This window comes from Salinispira sp. (assembly GCF_059431795.1).
On sequence record NZ_JBXWXS010000002.1, the window covers coordinates 42990 to 59890 of the forward strand.

Here is a 16901-nt window from a genome sequence, read left to right on the forward strand (position 1 = left end):
GTCAAGGTGCGAGAAATACAAGATTTCGACAATATTATGATTAAGCTCGCCAGTCCGGATCAGGTCCGGGCATGGAGCTATGGTGAAGTGAAGAAACCCGAAACCATCAACTACCGGACCCTCCGGCCTGAAAAAGACGGTCTTTTCTGTGAGCGGATTTTCGGAACCACCAAGGAATGGGAGTGTTACTGCGGTAAGTTTAAGAGCATCCGATACAAAGGGGTGATCTGTGACCGCTGTGGTGTTGAAGTAACCCATCCCAAGGTACGCCGCGAACGAATGGGGCATATTGAGCTGGCAAGCCCGGTGAGCCATATCTGGTACTACCGGTCGGTTCCCAGCAGAATGGGGCTGCTTCTTGACCTGACTGTGGCGGCACTGCGCTCTATTCTTTATTACGAGAAATATATTGTAATTGATCCCGGTGATACCGACCTGAAGCAGATGGATCTGCTCACCGAAGAAGAGTACGCCGAAGCTAAAGAGCGCTACGGAATGAGTTTTTCGGCGGGAATCGGTGCGGAAGCCATCCGAAGCCTTCTGGAAACCATCGACCTTGACGGTCTGAGTGCGGAGCTCCGTGCAAAGATGATCGAGAAGGGCGAGAAGGCCGATAAGCGTTTGCTGAAGCGGATTGAGATTGTAGAAAATTTCCGGGATTCCAAGAACCAGGCAAGCTGGATGATTCTTGATGTGATTCCCGTAATTCCCCCGGAACTGCGCCCAATGGTTCAGCTGGACGGCGGCCGTTTCGCCACCTCCGACCTGAACGATCTCTACCGCCGGGTGATTAACAGAAATAACCGTCTGAAGAGGCTCATGAACCTGAATGCTCCTGATATTATTATCCGGAACGAAAAGCGAATGCTTCAGGAAGCGGTTGATGCCCTCTTTGACAACAGCAAGAAGAAGCGGGTGGTAAAAGGTGCTTCAAACCGGCCTCTCAAATCTCTTTCCGATATGCTCAAAGGTAAGCAGGGGCGTTTCCGCCAGAACCTTCTGGGTAAACGTGTTGACTACTCCGGACGATCGGTAATTGTCGTGGGTCCCGACCTTCAGCTTCATCAGTGCGGGCTTCCCACCAAAATGGCCCTTGAGCTCTATAAGCCCTTCATAATGAAGAAGCTTGTGGAAAAAGACGTGGTGTACAACATCAAGCGGGCCAAGACCCTTGTTGAACAGGAAACCCCCGAAGTGTGGGCGGTGCTGGATGAAGTGGTAAAAGAGCATCCGGTTCTGCTGAACCGTGCGCCTACCCTTCACCGCCTGGGTATTCAGGCATTTGAACCGGTTCTTGTGGACTCCAAAGCCATTAAACTCCATCCGCTGGTGTGTCATGCATACAATGCGGACTTTGACGGTGACCAGATGGCGGTCCATGTTCCCCTTACCCAGGCTGCGCAGATTGAGTGCTGGACGCTCATGCTTTCCGCCCGGAACCTGCTTGACCCGGCGAACGGGAAACCCATTGTATTCCCCTCCCAGGATATGGTTTTGGGAATCAACTACCTCACCCGGCATAAAGAAGCGGGAAAAGGCCACGGTAAGCGCTACTCTTCATTTGATGAAGTGGTGTACGCCATCGAAAACCGGGACGTGGATTATCAGGCACTGATTAAGGTTCCTGTGGACAAGGCTCCCCACAACGGCGAACTGGTGGAAACCACCCCCGGACGGATGATCCTCAACGATGCCCTTCCCAAAGAAATTGAATTTGCAAACTATGCAATGGGAGATAAGGAGCTTCGCGCACTTATCGCCAAGGTGTATTCAAAACACGGGCCCTATCTCACAGTTCTGATGCTTGACCAGGTGAAAAACCTGGGATTCCGCTACGCCACCATCTTCGGCGCCACCATCGGGGTGAACGATATAATCATTCCCAGCAAGAAGCCGGAGATGATTGAACAGGCGAACAGCGATGTAATTGCCATTCAGAACCAGTATCTCCAGGGGCATATTACCAACGAAGAGCGCTACAACCGTGTAGTCGAGGTTTGGTCCAAGACCAACGAAGAGCTCACCAATGAAATGATGCAGAAGCTGCAGAATGACCGGGAAGGATTTAACCCCGTGTACATGATGGCAAACTCCGGAGCCCGTGGTAGCCGGTCACAGATCCGTCAGCTTGCCGGTATGCGTGGTCTGATGGCCAAGCCCAACGGTGAAATTATTGAGCTGCCTATCCGGTCAAACTTTAAAGAAGGTCTGTCCATTATTGAGTTCTTTATCTCAACCAACGGTGCCCGAAAGGGTCTTGCGGATACCGCACTGAAGACCGCCGACGCCGGATATCTTACCCGCCGTCTTGTGGATATCGCCCAGGATGTGGTGGTTAATGAAGAGGACTGCGGCACTATCAACGGTATTGACTACACTGCGCTGAAGGACGGCGAGGAAATCGTAGAAACCCTTCAGGAACGGATCGTGGGCCGCTTTACAATTGAGCGGGTAAAACACCCTATCAGCGGTGAGATTCTGGTTGATGTGAATGAGGAAATTTCAGAAGACACCGCAGAGGCCATCGAGGAAGCGGGGATTGAGTCGGTCCGTATCCGTACGGTATTGACCTGTGAATCCAAACACGGCGTGTGCCGGAAGTGTTACGGCAGGAACCTGGCCACCAATAGGACCGTAGAGATTGGTGAAGCGGTAGGGATTATCGCCGCCCAGAGTATTGGCCAGCCCGGTACCCAGCTCACCATGCGTACCTTCCATATCGGTGGTGCTGCCACCAAAACCAGTGAGGAAAACCGGACATTTCTGCATTATCCGGTGATGATTAACAGCATTCACGGTAATACGGTAACCCTGAAAAACGGTGACCGGCTGTTCACCCGGAAAGGCTTTATCATGGCCAGCAAGGTGCTGGAAGTCCTGGATACCTCGGGCAAGGTGAAGATCCTTGTGGAAGACGGCGGTAAAATCGTTAAGGGGCAGGATGTTATCCAGAAGGGCAAGGAAGTGATCCAGGCCCAGGAAAATGCCTACGCAGTTATCCGGGAAGACAAACTCTATCTTATCGCCCAGGAGCAGAAGATAGAAATCCGGAACGGTGCGGATCTTCTGGTGAAGGTGGGAGATATTGTTCCCGCCGACGAGTCCATAGCAACATTCGACCCGTTCTCCGAGCCGATCCTTGCCGAGCATAACGGTACGGTATTCTACGAAGATATCGACAAGACCACTTTGAAAGAAGAGGTGAATGAAGATACCGGAAATATCGAAAAGAAAATTGCAGAACAGACAACAGAAAGTCTTCAGCCCCGGATTCTCATTAAGGATGACGAGGGTGAAGAACTGGCGACCTATTACCTGCCCGGCGGTTCCTATGTGAATGTAGCCGATGGGGAAAAGGTTGAAGCCGGACGGGCGCTGGCCAAGATTCTGCAGGAATCCGCCAAAACCCGTGATATTACCGGTGGTCTGCCCAGGGTAGGGGAGCTTTTTGAAGCACGAAAACCCAAAATTCCCGCAGTACTCGCGAAGGTCAGCGGTACGGTTCAGTTTGAAGGCATTGTAAAGTCCAAACGGGTAATTATGGTTGAAGATGATTTCGGACAGCGGCAGAAGCATTTGCTGCCCATGGGTCGACACATGCTGGTACGGGAAGGGGACCTGGTGGAAGCCGGAGAACCGATTTGTGACGGCGCCGTGGACCCCCATGATATTCTTCAGATTCTCGGCGAAAATGCCCTCCAGCGATTCCTGGTGAATGAAGTTCAGGAAGTCTACAGGCTTCAGGGTGTAGATATTAACGATAAGCACATCGGGGTAATCATTCGCCAGATGATGCGTAAGGTTGAGATTATTAAGGTTGGAGATACCAACTTTATTTTCGGCCAGCAGGTGGATAAGTACAAATTCGGTGAAGAAAACCGCAAGGTTGAAAAGGAAGGCGGTCAGCCGGCGGTGGCACGGCCTCTGCTTCTGGGAATAACCAGAGCCTCCCTGAACATCGACAGCTTCATCTCCGCTGCATCCTTCCAGGAAACCACCCGGGTTCTGACCAACGCCGCAATTGCCGGATCCGTGGACGGACTCAGGGGACTGAAGGAGAACGTTATTATCGGGCACCTGATCCCTGCGGGAACGGGTATGCGCCAGTATAATAATCTCAAGCTTTACGATGAAAACCGTTCGGATCTGGACGCCCATGTTCAGCAGATTGTTGAACTGAGGGAAAAAGAAAAGGCGGCAGTTGTTGCAACAGAAGGAGCGCCAAACCCGGCTCCGGGCAACGATGAGTAAGCAATTGCCATATCTGTGGTATGCTGCATCCCCCGTGGATGTTGACCCTGCAAAGAAAAACCTGTTATTGTAAGATCCTTCCGCGGCTTTGGCTGCGGAAGGTTTAAGAGATAGTTCGACAGCCCTTCCGGAGTGTGGCGTAAGCCGCTCCTGGCGGTGAAAGGATTGAGCTCAGAGCCCTATGGCTCTCTGCTCAGCCGGGAACCCGACGTGAAGGGGTTGAGTCTGTCGACCCGGAAATGGACAACTACATCAGGCGTTGCCGATGGTCCATCGGGAGATATTTAGGAGTAAGCTCAATGCCCACTATTAATCAGCTTATCCGGAAGGGACGGAAGACCACCTGGAAGAAAACGAAATCTCCGGCGCTTCAGTCCTGTCCCCAGAAACGCGGGGTATGTACCCGTGTAATGACCGTTACTCCCAAGAAGCCGAACTCTGCGCTCCGTAAAGTTGCCCGTGTTCGCCTCAGTAACGGTATCGAAGTAACCGCATACATCCCCGGTATCGGACACAACCTCCAGGAACACTCAGTTGTTCTTCTGAGGGGGGGGCGAGTAAAAGACCTTCCCGGTGTTCGTTATCATATTGTTCGCGGAGCCAAGGATACTCTTGGTGTGGACGGTCGTCGAAAAGGCCGTTCCAAATACGGCGCCAAAAAGCCGAAGGCGTAAGGGGGATTAGAGATGCCAAGAAGAAGAATTGCACCGAAAAAACCGGTTCTCCCAGATACCCGCTACGGTTCCACCGTACTCACAAAGTTCATCAAACGGATGATGCTTGATGGAAAACGCAGTACAGCAACCAAAGTGGTATACGGGGCAATGTCAGTGGTTGAAGAAAAAATCAGTGATGCCAAGCCCATCGAAGTGTTTCTGAAGGCACTGGACAACGTAAAACCTATTATTGAAGTAAAAAGCCGCCGTGTCGGTGGTTCCACCTATCAGGTACCCGTGGAAATCCGTGAAAGCCGTCGTGAGGCACTGGCCATGCGCTGGATTATCGCAGCGGCCAGGGGCCGAAACGGGAAATCCATGGCTCAGAAACTCAGCTCCGAGCTGATGGATGCGTACAACAATACCGGGAACGCCTTCAAAAAGAAGGAAGATACCCATAGAATGGCCGAGGCGAACAAAGCATTCGCCCATTACCGCTGGTAGTCATTTAGATTGTAATGCGTGTAATCTGATATTCGAACCGGTATACTGCTGGAACGGCTCAACGGCCAGCATGTATACCGGTTTTTTTTTCCTGTCACATTTGATACCATATTAATATGAACCCAATCAAAGAATTACTGCGCGGCTTCGCATATCCATTCAAAGCCATTGCCGTGGTTCAGCGCCATGGTCTCTGGAAAATCCTTCTTATCCCCGCCCTGATCCAGCTTGTTCTGCTGGTTGTCTCTGTCTGGTTGGCAATCCGTTTTGGTGATGATGTACGGGACCTGATATGGGCTGCGCCAGGGGAAGATATGTCTGCCCTGCTCAAGGTTCTCCGGTCGGCTCTCAGCGGGTTGTTCACTTTCGTATTTATTAGTATTGGGCTGATATTATTTCTCATTCTCGGGCCGGTGGTGGCCGGACCTTTTTTGGATATTATTAGTGAAAAAACAGAAGGAAGGGTACGCGGTGCCAGTGCAAGTCCACGGGGAATCGCCGGCCAGGTTAAGGTGGCCCTGTTTTCAATGGGAGATGCCGTGCTGCTTCTGTCAATAACCCTAGCAGGGAACCTGCTCATGTTGGTATTGCATCTGATACCGGTTCTGGGCGGCGCAGTTCAGGTAATTCTCAGCTATTTGTTCACCTGGGCAATGCTCACGTTGGAGTACACCGGTTTTTCCGGTAATAGACGGCTGGTGGGAATACGCAGCCGTTTCAGTGTTCTGAGTAAACATCCCATGCTCATTTTTGGATTCGGATTATCAGTTTATCTGATGATGTTTATTCCGTTTCTCAATATTTTTCTGCTTGGTTTTGCTGCTTCAGGATCCACTCTTATGTACCTTGATTATTTTCCGGAGCAGACTGCTCCCGGATAAACTCCTCCAGGGCAATTTTGAGTCTCAGGTGAGCCCGGGATAGCTGTTCTTTTTCTTCCCGGTGGGTTTCGTCCTGTCCCCTTTCCGCATCTTGGTGCTCAGCCAAATGTTTGCTCATACGCTCAAACTCTTCGGCCTTTTCTGCCAGTTCGATGGCCATGAGATTTATTGCTCCGCCCTTTATACTGTGACATTCCCGGTGTAAATCCCTAAGCTCCTGTTTCCCGATTGCCGTTTTTTGAAGAATCTTTTCAATATGATTCATACCGGTTTCCGATGCTGCAATAAATCCGCCGCAGAGCTCAGCGATCAGTCCGGGATCGCCGTATTCCTCCAACAGGCCCTGATAATCAAATACTCTGCTTCGGGGTGATTGTCCGGAGAACACAGCCTGGGAAGAATGGGGCATCACGCCTGAGTTTCCGGTTGCATGGCCCTGCGGGCTATATTCAGTGCCGGGACCGGGTATGGTGGTTTTCTCCTCTGCTTTGTGGGACCGAAGAAGCCAGTACTCCAGCGCGCTTAACAGCGTCTGCTGTCTGATCGGTTTGGTGAGAACATCGTTCATCCCCGCCATGAGACAGTGTTCCCTGCTTTCCTTTAACACGTCTGCGGTCAGTCCCAGGATAACTGTCCGGGAGTTCATGCCGCCGCTGCGCAATCGGCGGGTGACTTCCAAACCGTCCATTCCCGGCATGTGGAGATCCATGAGAATCAGATCATAGTTGTATTGTTCGCTCAGCGATAAAGCCGTGGGGCCGCTCTCGGCGGTGGTGAGCTGGGCGTTAGTGGAATCCAGCAACGCCTGTACGATTGCCTGGTTCGGCAGGTAGTCTTCCACCAGAAGAATTGCCTTCCCTTCAAGATCAATCTGCATGGGGAGATTATTTCCCGGGTCTTCCAGTTGAAGTTCGTTTTCTATCTCATACAGGGGTATTTCTATGGTGAAAACGCTCCCCCGGCCGGGTTGTGAGGTGAGAAGGATTCGTCCGCCCAGTGTTTCTGCAAGTTCCCGGGCGATGGACATTCCGAGTCCCGAACCCGGGTACTCTCTGTTCAGGGATTTATCTATCTGTTCGAAGCTGGAAAATATCTGTTCCTGCTTCTCTTCCGGAATCCCTATGCCCGTATCCCATACAACAAAGCGGAGTGTTTCCTGTGGTAATTCACCCTCCGTAGGGGTGGCCCTGTCTGTCCTTTGCCGGGAAGATTCCACATCCAGCCGGATTTCTCCGGTTTTGGTAAACTTCAGAGAATTGCTTAATACGTTCTCAAGAATCCGGCTGAGATTTACCGGGTCTGTAACCACATAGGGGGGGAGCTTGGGATCGATGCTTGTGGCGAATGAGAGCTGCTTTCGGGCTGCTTTGTCATGGTATGAAGCGGTGATCTCCCTGATAAACTGATCAAGATTTACCGGCCGCAGTTCTACAGGCATTTTCCGGGACTCGATCTTTGAAAGGTCCAGAATCTGGTTAATAAGGCTCAGCAGTTTATTGGATTCGGAAAAAATGGTTGAGGCGTACTCATCCAGTTTGCTCCGGTCCTCCGTACGGCTGATCATTTCGGAGAAACCGATAATGCTGTTCAATGGTGTACGGATATCATGACTCATATTTGCCAAAAATCGGCTTTTGGTTTGAAGACCTTCTTCGGCAGCCTGTCTGGCACGTTGCAGTGCCTTGGTTCGCTCGCTGACCTTCTGTTCCAGGATGCGGTTTATCCGGGCTTCCTCTTTCAGCCGTTCATTATTGAGCTTCCACCGCACCCTGAAGTTTGCGATCATCAGACCAAGAAATACGGTAATAAAGAGAGCTGCGGAAATCAAGGACAGGGGAGACAGATACCAGGGCGGGTTGATTCGGAAGCTGAAAGATGCCGGACGGGGATTCCAAACTGCGTCGTTGTTGGATCCCTTAACCAGGAATCGATACTGTCCGGGGGCTAAATTTGTATACACTGCGAAGTTCTCAGCGCTCACCGGGCTCCAATCCTGATCAATTCCTTCCAGTTTGTAACTGTATCGGTTCTTGTCCGGGTCGCTGAAATCCAGCGCGGCGAAATGGAAGGTAATGAAATTTTCGTTGTAGGGCAGCTCAAGCTGATTACTCCGGGAAGAAACAAGCCGTTCACCGGCTACTTCGATGCCAGTGATCTCCATGTTGGGAATATACTGGTTGTTTACATAATCGATGTTATCAATGCGGTGAATAGCTGCAACAGAGGCAAAATACATATCCCCGTTCCGGGTTTTTTCTGCGGCTGAGGTCATTTCATAATTTATGAGGCCGTCATCCTCATCCAGGTTTACGAAATCTTCTTCCTGGGGATCCAGAATGGATATCCCCCGGGTGGTACTGATCCATAATCGGCCGTCATCATCCACCGTAATTGCGTGAATAGTGTTGCTGGCCAGCCCGTTCTTAGTTGTATAATGGGTGAAATTTCCCTGGTCGGGATTAAAAAGGTTGATCCCTCCGCCGCTAGTTCCCACCCATAACTGACCGTAGCTGTCCTCCTGAATGGAAGTGATTTTGTTACCCGATATGGATCCAGGGTTATCCGGATCGTGAAAGTACCGGGAAAATCCGCCATCATGATAACGGTTCAGTCCGTTGTTGGTTGCCACCCAGAGGTTTTCATTCTCATCTATGAACAGACTGCTTATCAGGTTATCGCTGATGCTTTCAGGATCTTCGGGGTCATTGGTGAAGTGACGGAAATCGCCCGATTGGGGATCATACATATAGAGTCCGTTGTAATATGTCCCCACAATGAGGCGGTTATCCGTATCTCGTATTACGCTTTGGATTATCCGGTCCTGAAACGGGGCCTCAAAAAGCTGAAAAGAGTCGCTCGACGAATTATATTGGTGCAGACCCTTCTGGGTGCCCACCCAGACATTGCCCGCGTCTTCGGTATAGATGCTTAAAATAAAATTATTCCCAAGATATCTTCCATCCTGAGTCTCCCGGGAATAGCGGGTGAACTGTCCGGTTTCAGGATTGTATTTGTTAATACCGCTGTTATACGAACCTATCCAGATATTGCCTTCATGATCTTCCTCCATGCTTGTATAACTGCCTGGTAAAAGTCCGTTGCCGCCCCGTTCATGCTCAAAAACCTGGAAACGGCTTCGTTTAGGATCATAGAGCTGAATTCCTCCTCCCCGTGTACCGATCCAGATAATCCCCCCATGGTCTTCATGAAGGGAATACACAAGAACATGATACTGGTCTTCTTCCATCCACTCCCTTTTGAATTGACGGAAGCTTCCGTCCCTGGGGTCCATGGCGTAGAGCCCGCTGGACCAAGTCCCTATCCACAGTATGCCGTTTGAATCGAATAGCATGGTGTACACGCCTTCGGCGGGAATAGAATGGGTGACAAAATCCTGCTGTTTCTGTCTGAAATGGACGATATGTCCCTCCCACAGACCCAGCCAGATATCTCCCCGCTCGTCCCGGGTAATATCCATAACGAATGAGCCCGGAAGCACCCGATTCTCAGGATCCGCTGTACCGGAATCTGAGGAAGGGACGATATTCAGAAAACCTCTTTGGCTATTATCCCAAATACTAACACCGCCGTAGTGGCCGATCCAAATACGGCCCGATGGACCTTCGTGGATGGCTCTGATCGTATTGTCCCCCAGACTGAAAGGGTCTTCGTCATGATGAAAAAATCGCTGAAAGCTTCGTCCGCCATCGGTGCTCAGGTTCAGCCCATTGGATGTACCGACCCACAAACGCTCCTGACTGTCACGAAGGATGGATATAATCAAATTACTGCTGAGGCTTGTATCATCCTCCGGATCATGTTCGAACCGTGCAATTTCCTCTGTCAGGGTATTCAGCCGGTTCAGACCGCCGTATGTTCCCACCCACAGGTTATTCTGTGTATCCAAATGCATTGTTTGAATCTGACTTTGGCTGAGGGAATTTTTCTCAAAGGGAATATACGAGAAGCTGCGGTACTCGTAGCCGTCATATCTGTTGAGCCCCTCGGTAGTCCCTATCCAGATAAAGCCCCGGTCATCCTGGAGGATGGAAGATACTTTATTGTTTATCAGACCATCCCGGATATCGATGCGCTGAACCCGTGGGGCTTCAGGGAGCTGTGAAAGGGATTGGGAGTATAGCATGCCGGAGATGAGTGCGAAAAAAATAACGAATGGGGCTGCAGCCCACAGCCGGGCACGGCTGAAGGAAATTTCTGTATGTAATCTCATGGTTCTACTGTTGATCCTTATTCTTAAAGTATATGCAATTGGGCAAAAAATTCTCAGGTTTTGATCTCGTATAATGCGAACTCATAGGGTGCAAGAATAGGTGCGGGAGATTCGTCGCTGTTGAGGGAAGCCGCTTCCCCTGAGCTGCTGAGGAAAGAAGCTGAACCGAGAATTTTCCGGAACCCTGCATTGCGGAATTCCCGTGGGAAGGAAATCCGATCCACCGTATGTGTCCGGTCCGAAAAGTTCCCTGCGGCGAGATAGCATTGCTGCCCGTCCAGTCGGAAGTAGGCAAGAACATTGTTTCCGGTTTTCAAAGGAGGGAATACAATACTGCCCCCATGGAGGGCCGCTGTGCTGCGGCGGAGAGCAAGCAGTTTGCGGTACCAATTAAGCAGGGAGCCCGGATCGGCTTTTTGCCCCTCAACGTGTACGGCTGTATGGTCGGAGTTCACCGGCAGCCAGGGTTCGGCGGTGGAAAATCCAGCATGGGAGTCTCCATTCCATTGCATGGGAGTGCGCTCAGGATCTCTTCCGGGATGAAACGGCCAGTATTTCTTTCCCAGTGGATCCTGCAATTGTGTTCTGTGGATTCTGCCGTCCCGCATCCCAATCTCTTCACCATAATAGAGGAAGGGAGTACCCTTCTGTGTCAGGGCAATTCCCGCAAGAAGGGCTGCCTTTGCCCTATCGTGGCCGCAAAGCCGTGTCATGGCACGGCTTTGATCGTGATTGCTGAAAACATGACAGGGCCAGCGTTCTTCTCCCAAAACCCCATACCATTCCGCCAGTTTTTCATGAAACTCCGCTGCGCTGAAACCGGTAAACATGAACGAAAAGTTAAAAGCCATGTGAAGCTCGTCGTTTCCATTCCCCTGATACTCCGCCGGATAACGGGGTTCACTGACTCCTTCATTAGGGTAGACCTCCCCCACCAGCATGCTTCCGTCATACTCATCCATGACCCGTCGCAATTCCCTGAGGTAGGTATGGCTCTCAGCTTGATTTCTGTCGAAGCGATGGTCCTGCTGATCGTGCAGTCTGGGTGGGGCTTTGCGAAGCCGGTAGGGGTTGGATCTGAACTGGGTATCTTTCACAATATAATTGATCACATCCAGGCGGAACCCGTCCGCTCCCCGTTCCAGCCAGTACCGTGCAATGTTCAGAAGCTCTTCTCTGAGCTCAGGGTTTCTCCAGTTGAAATCCGGTTGTTCTTTCAAAAATAAATGAAGGTAGTAGCTCTTTCGCTGTGAGTCCCAGGTCCATGCCCGCCCGCCGAATGCAGCTCTCCAGTTGTTCGGGGGTCTGCGGAACACCAGAAATTTCTTTCCCGGATGCCAGATATACCAGTCCGCTTTGTCTCCGTCGGCTGATTTTCTGGATTCCTGAAACCAAGCGTGGGAGCTGCTGCTGTGATTCAGAACCAGGTCCAGAATTATTTTGATATTCCGTTGATGCGCCTCTTCAACCAGCCGGTCAAAATCGTTCAGATTCCCGAACACCGGGTCAATATTCCGGTAGTCCCGAATGTCATACCCAAAATCCAGCATTGGAGATGGAAAAACGGGTGAAAGCCATATTGCGTCTATTCCCAGCCATTGGAGATAATCCAGGCGGGAGATGATTCCCGGCAAATCTCCGGTACCGTCACCGTCGCTGTCCTGAAAACTGCGGGGATATATCTGATATATAACTCCGTGCTTCCACCAATCGTTTTCGGCTTTGTTCATGTTCTTGCCCTGTGTTTTATAATGATTCCACTATTATACTATGGAAACATGAAATTGTAATTAAGGGAGGTAATATCAAATATCATAAATTCGTTCTATGAGACCCCGTGTTTCCAGTCGCCGAAATTCTGTGCAAGCAGACGGGTTGCAAGCTCGGAGAATACCCGGGCGGCGGGGGATGGGCGGTAGCTTGTCCTCCAAGCCAGAAGCAGGGTTCTTGAGGGAGCGGACTTGCCGCCGGATCTGTAGACAATGTTCCGGTTTCCACACACCATTCTGGGAACCAGGGATATGCCCAGACCGGCTTCCACCAAAGATTGAACTGTTTCTATTTCACTGCTTTCATAGACGACACGGGGTTCAACTCCATTGTTTCGCAACGCCGACACCACAATACTGTGAAAACCGTGTTCCCGCCTCATGAGAATAAAATCTTCATGTTTCAAATCCTCCAGCTTGAGATTCTCCGAATGGGAAAGATGGTGTTCCGGGGGCAGGGCAATATAGAGGGGCTCGCGAAAGAGAAGGCTGGACTGGAGTCCCGGTCTGATTCCCGCCTCATCGATGATGGCCAGATCAATATCAAAATCCAACAATGCCTGGGCGAGAGCCGGGCTGGAACCTTCCCGGAGCTGAACCTTCACATCCGGATAGCTCCGGGAAAATTCCGTAAGCAGAAGGGGCAATACATGTGCGCCGGTGGTTGGCAGGCAGCCAAGGGATATTTTTCCTCTTCCGCTGTTGTCAAACTGATGAACGGCCTCCCGCAGCTCCTCTATTTTATGCTCAATCTCCAGCACATAATCCAGGAAGAGCTCCCCCCGTGCAGTGGTTCTGATGTTTCTCCTGTTCCGTTCGAACAGCTCCCCGCCCATTTCCTCCTCCAGCTTGCGAATTTGAGCAGAGAGTGAAGGCTGGGAAACATTGCAGGCTTCGGCGGCCCGGGTAAACGATTTTTCTCTCTGAACAGCCAGAAAATATCTGATTTGGTGTATTTCCATAGTATAAACCTATGCTGAGTATAGTGAATATATCTTATACAAATGAAGGTTTTTTGAATATACTCTTCAACATATCAGGAGGCGAAAATGGCAGAACGTACCCTTTATAATAAAATATGGGAAAACAACCGGGTGGCCGGGTTGCCCACAGGACAAACGCAGTTGTTTATTGGACTGCATATGATTCATGAGGTGACCAGCCCCCAGGCATTCGATATGCTCAGGGAACGAGGCCTGGAGGTTGCGTATCCACAGCGGACCTTTGCAACCATGGACCACATTGTGCCCACCCACAGCCATCAGCGGCCCTTCGCCGATACACAGGCGGAGAGCATGATGCAGGCAATTGAGAATAATACCCAGGATTACAATATTGAGTTTTTCAATTTTCAAAGCGGACGGCAGGGTGTTGTGCATGTTGTGGGACCGGAGCTGGGACTTACCCGGCCCGGGATGACCATTGCCTGCGGCGATTCCCATACTTCAACCCACGGCGCCTTCGGCGCATTGGCATTCGGAATTGGAACCAGTCAGGTTCGGGATGTTCTTGCCACCCAATGCCTGGCAATGGATGAACTGAAGGTACGCAGAATAGAAATTAACGGAAGCCTGGGTGCGGGTGTTACTCCCAAGGATGTGGCCCTCTTTATTATTAATCGTCTGGGTGTAAAAGGCGGTATAGGATTTGTATACGAATATGCCGGTGAGGTCTTCGACGCAATGAGCATGGAAGGGCGGATGACTGTCTGTAACATGTCTATTGAGGGAGGCGCCCGTGCAGGATACGTGAATCCTGATGAAACCACCTTTGCATATCTGGATGGACGAGAATATGCTCCCCGGGGAGAGGACTGGGACAGGGCGGTTGAGAACTGGAAACAGTTCGCGTCGGATTCCGATGCCGTGTATGATGAGGTTGTGCGTTTCGAAGCATCCGAAATAGAACCCATGGTGACATGGGGGGTTACTCCGGGCCAAAGTGTAGGCATCCACCAAAATCTCCCCGATCCCCGGGAACTTTCCACTGAAGGAGAGCGGAAGTCTGCAGAGCTGGCCTATTCCCACATGAAACTCACCCCAGGGCAGAAACCCTCGGACATATCCATAGATGTGGCCTTTATCGGCAGCTGCACCAATGGGAGAATAGAAGACCTCCGGGCGGCCGCAGCGGTGCTCAAGGGCCAAAAAGTTGATCCTGCGGTGTACGCGTTTGTGGTCCCCGGTTCCATGCAGGTGAGAAAGCAGGCCATGGAAGAGGGATTGGACAAGATCTTCACTTCCGCAGGGTTTGAATGGCGGGAAGCTGGTTGTTCCATGTGTCTGGCAATGAACCCTGATCAGCTGAAAGGAGACCAGATATCCGCAAGCTCTTCTAACCGAAACTTCATTGGAAGGCAGGGGAGCACCACCGGAAGAACCCTTCTTATGTCGCCGGCAATGGTAGCTGCGGCGGCCTGCCGGGGCCGTGTGAGCGATATTCGTAAATTTACCGCCGGAAATGTTTAACAGAGGAGGAGAATTATGAAGAAAATTGAAACAGTACAGGGCAGAGCCGTAGCGGTTGTGGGAAATGATATAGATACCGACAGAATTATTCCCGCCCGGTTTCTCAAGGAAATTACATTCGGCCGGATGGGGAATTATCCGTTTTATGATGAACGCTACGATGGAAAGGGTAAACCCACGAAGGATCATCCGTTTAACAAGGATGAATATCAGGGAGCGAATATTTTGTTCGCCAACTCCAATTTCGGCTGCGGAAGTTCCCGGGAGCACGCCCCCCAGAGTCTGGTACGCTGGGGCATCCAGGCGATTGTGGCCGAAAGCTTCGCAGAAATTTTTGCCGGTAACTGTATTATGCTGGGCACGCCGGTGGTTACGGCCTCCCCCGAAGATATTGAGCTGCTGCAGCGCCAGGCCGGCGAAGAGCCCGACACGGAATTCATCCTGGATATCCGGAAAGGTATCATTAGCTTTGGCAACACCGGGGTGAAGATATCCATGCCCGACAGCCGGCGAAGTGCACTGCTTGAGGGCACCTGGGACAGTACATCCTTGCTCATGTCCAATGCTGACATGGTCCGGAAGACCCATGATCGCCTTTCACATCAGTATATCTAATATAGATTTGAGCAGCTAACACGTGGGAGGAAAAAAACGGGATGTCTGGAGAAACACACAGACATCCCGTACTATGCTTGGGCCGATTTCTCGTCCCAACCAAACCGGATCCCGGAAAAACCCGGGATCGGGGCAGGGCTTTTAGAAAAATGGTACTGAGAAGGGAAGTTCAAACCCGAAGCTGCTTGAAGGCAGATCTTCTTTGGAATGACCCAGGGTGGGAACGCCTTCGGCAAGGGGTTCGGTGTAGCGGATGGCAAGGCCGTTGGCATAGTAGGTGTACACCTTGGTGTGGCCGGTCAGCCACTGGAAGGGGCTGGTATTCCCTTCTTCAAGCACATCCACACGGACATTGATTACATCATCAGCGCCGATTTCCATTGCAGCTGCGATGAGTTGATCGTAGGTAATGGTGTTACCTTCGATGGTGGTATTTATACCCAGAGGCGAAACTGTTTTAGTTTCCGTAGCTTCAACCCGGATATGGCCCACAACTTCATAATCTTTGCTCAAGATTTCCGCATAATCCGACCACCCGGTTTTATTGGTGGTGAGATTTGTGCTTGTACAGCTTGCCAGCAGTACTATAAGAAGCAGTGGTATAACGAAAAAACGTGTTGCCTTTTTCATGGCATCCTCCATAGAAATAGATTCTATTAAATTATGAGAAATATTAAATATGATTACAAGGCAATCCGTGCAAAAAGCTGATAATTTCTCATTGGGGTTTCACCTAGAAGCATCTTTCAAAATTGAATCTTGAAATTGCCTCTTAGTTTTGGAAATCCACCAACTCGCTTATCTGCGTTTCTCCTGATCCAAATCCCCCGGCCCCTTCTCGCTTCAGCAACTGATGGGGAGCTTGGGAGTTGAACCATAGATAGTTCTTGGGTATTGCACCCCGGAAAATTGACATGGCTCCGGGAAGTCGGGTCACCACTTCCAGCTTGTGGGCGGTAAAATTTCCTCCGGGAAGCTCGAGACGTTCCTGTTTCCGGTATTCCACACTCAAACTGAACCCGCTGTCATCCCCTCCCTGGCCGAGAATTTTGATCTGAAGACTTTGGGGATTTTGGAAGGGGTAGCCCCTCAGAATGACCGAAAGATCCTCCAGGCCGATGAGAAACACTTCATTTGCTGCAATCCGGGGATGAGTGTTCACCTTTGTGCTGCTGCTGTATTCCGAGTCGCCGTTTCTGTTGAGTGAGTAGGTTTCCATGGGAATAAGTGCCTGAGAATCCAGGATCAGAGTGCGTTCTCCGTTTTCGTTGAAGCTGGTGATTTCATAGTATAGGCGTTCATCGCGGACAATACGGTTGATCACTGTCCTGCTATAGCTGACCTCATCTCCGGATCGAATAATATAACGGGACTCTTCTCCGTGGATGAATCCCGGATCCCGGATAATCGGCGATCCGCTTTCAGAACTGAGGTTCAACCCTGTGAAAACAAGAAAGAGGGAAAGCAATAATATGCTTTTGGGCAATTGAAATATTTTCATCTGTATAATTTCCTGATTTGACGGC

At 50.8% G+C, this 16901-nt stretch carries 11 protein-coding genes; 6 read left to right on the plus strand and 5 right to left on the minus strand.

The features are described 5' to 3' along the window. Nucleotides 1-6: 6 nt before the first annotated feature. From rpoC to AC52PS_RS00745, 4 genes are all read left to right on the plus strand, one after another. Nucleotides 7-4251 (plus strand): DNA-directed RNA polymerase subunit beta', encoded by a 4245-nt coding sequence (rpoC, locus tag AC52PS_RS00730; RefSeq protein ID WP_495561109.1) that lies wholly within the window; start codon nucleotides 7-9, stop codon nucleotides 4249-4251. A gap of 299 nt (nucleotides 4252-4550) precedes the next feature. Beyond that, nucleotides 4551-4925 (plus strand): 30S ribosomal protein S12, encoded by a 375-nt coding sequence (rpsL, locus tag AC52PS_RS00735; protein ID WP_024268951.1) that lies wholly within the window; start codon nucleotides 4551-4553, stop codon nucleotides 4923-4925. A 12-nt stretch (nucleotides 4926-4937) separates the two neighbouring features. Continuing rightward, nucleotides 4938-5411: a 30S ribosomal protein S7 gene (gene rpsG, locus AC52PS_RS00740; protein WP_495561110.1), complete on the plus strand. Its 474-nt coding sequence runs from the start codon at nucleotides 4938-4940 to the stop codon at nucleotides 5409-5411. A 116-nt stretch (nucleotides 5412-5527) separates the two neighbouring features. Then, nucleotides 5528-6292, plus strand: coding sequence for an EI24 domain-containing protein (locus AC52PS_RS00745; RefSeq protein WP_495561111.1), 765 nt, complete (start codon nucleotides 5528-5530; stop codon nucleotides 6290-6292). On the opposite strand, the gene AC52PS_RS00750 is transcribed toward AC52PS_RS00745, so the two are convergent. From AC52PS_RS00750 to AC52PS_RS00760, 3 genes are all read right to left on the minus strand, one after another. Continuing rightward, nucleotides 6249-10523, minus strand: a complete 4275-nt coding sequence (locus tag AC52PS_RS00750) for a two-component regulator propeller domain-containing protein (RefSeq protein WP_495561112.1) — start codon at nucleotides 10521-10523, stop codon at nucleotides 6249-6251. The two genes, AC52PS_RS00745 and AC52PS_RS00750, sit on opposite strands and share 44 nt — an antisense overlap. Before the next feature lie 53 nt (nucleotides 10524-10576). Further along, nucleotides 10577-12253, minus strand: coding sequence for an alpha-glucosidase (locus tag AC52PS_RS00755; protein ID WP_495561113.1), 1677 nt, complete (start codon nucleotides 12251-12253; stop codon nucleotides 10577-10579). 95 nt (nucleotides 12254-12348) lie between these two features. After that, nucleotides 12349-13254, minus strand: coding sequence for a LysR family transcriptional regulator (locus AC52PS_RS00760; RefSeq protein ID WP_495561114.1), 906 nt, complete (start codon nucleotides 13252-13254; stop codon nucleotides 12349-12351). An 87-nt stretch (nucleotides 13255-13341) separates the two neighbouring features. Between AC52PS_RS00760 and leuC the strand changes: the two genes are divergently transcribed. Both leuC and leuD read left to right on the plus strand, forming a co-directional pair. Continuing rightward, the gene (leuC, locus tag AC52PS_RS00765; protein ID WP_495561115.1) at nucleotides 13342-14760 is read left to right on the plus strand and encodes a 3-isopropylmalate dehydratase large subunit; all 1419 of its coding nucleotides are present in this window, start codon (nucleotides 13342-13344) and stop codon (nucleotides 14758-14760) included. A 15-nt stretch (nucleotides 14761-14775) separates the two neighbouring features. Continuing rightward, a complete protein-coding gene (leuD, locus tag AC52PS_RS00770) occupies nucleotides 14776-15375 on the plus strand; it encodes a 3-isopropylmalate dehydratase small subunit (protein WP_495561116.1) in 600 nt (199 codons plus the stop codon). Nucleotides 15376-15516: 141 nt separating this feature from the next. Here leuD and AC52PS_RS00775 read toward each other — a convergent pair whose 3' ends face one another. Together AC52PS_RS00775 and AC52PS_RS00780 are read right to left on the minus strand one after the other, a co-directional pair. Next, the gene (locus tag AC52PS_RS00775; protein WP_495561117.1) at nucleotides 15517-16005 is read right to left on the minus strand and encodes a DUF6567 family protein; all 489 of its coding nucleotides are present in this window, start codon (nucleotides 16003-16005) and stop codon (nucleotides 15517-15519) included. Nucleotides 16006-16147: 142 nt separating this feature from the next. Beyond that, complete coding sequence (locus AC52PS_RS00780; RefSeq protein ID WP_495561118.1) at nucleotides 16148-16876, minus strand: hypothetical protein; 729 nt, start codon at nucleotides 16874-16876, stop codon at nucleotides 16148-16150. Between the last annotated feature and the right edge of the window lie 25 nt (nucleotides 16877-16901).